General features: G+C 56.2%; 1 protein-coding gene. It reads left to right on the forward strand.

The features are described 5' to 3' along the window. A partial coding sequence (locus tag WCE05_RS26155) for an ABC transporter transmembrane domain-containing protein (RefSeq protein WP_368816858.1) occupies positions 1-427 on the forward strand: 427 nt, incomplete at both ends.

A 427-nucleotide genomic window follows, 5' to 3' on the forward strand; every position in this document is an offset into this window, starting at 1 on the left:
CCACGTGGCAGACCTTCCGCCGACTTTGGCCGATTATCGCGCCGTTTAAAGCCGGGCTAATCGTAGCGGCGGTGGCGTTGGTGCTTAACGCGGGCAGTGACACCTTCATGTTATCGCTTCTTAAACCGGTATTGGATGATGGTTTTGGTAAAACGGATCGCTCAGTGCTGCTATGGATGCCGCTGGTGGTTATCGGCCTGATGGTGCTGCGTGGGATCACCAGCTACATCTCGAGCTATTGTATTTCCTGGTGTTCCGGCAAAGTGGTGATGACCATGCGTCGTCGCCTGTTCGGCCACATGATGGGTATGCCGGTGGCCTTCTTTGACAAGCAGTCTACCGGAACGCTGCTGTCACGCATCACCTATGATTCTGAGCAGGTCGCCTCCTCTTCTTCCAGCGCGCTGATCACCGTGGTCCGCGAAGG

The sequence above is a fragment of the Pseudomonas sp. I2 genome, assembly GCF_040984075.1.
GTDB classification, from domain to species: Bacteria; Pseudomonadota; Gammaproteobacteria; order Pseudomonadales; family Pseudomonadaceae; genus Aquipseudomonas; species Aquipseudomonas guariconensis_B.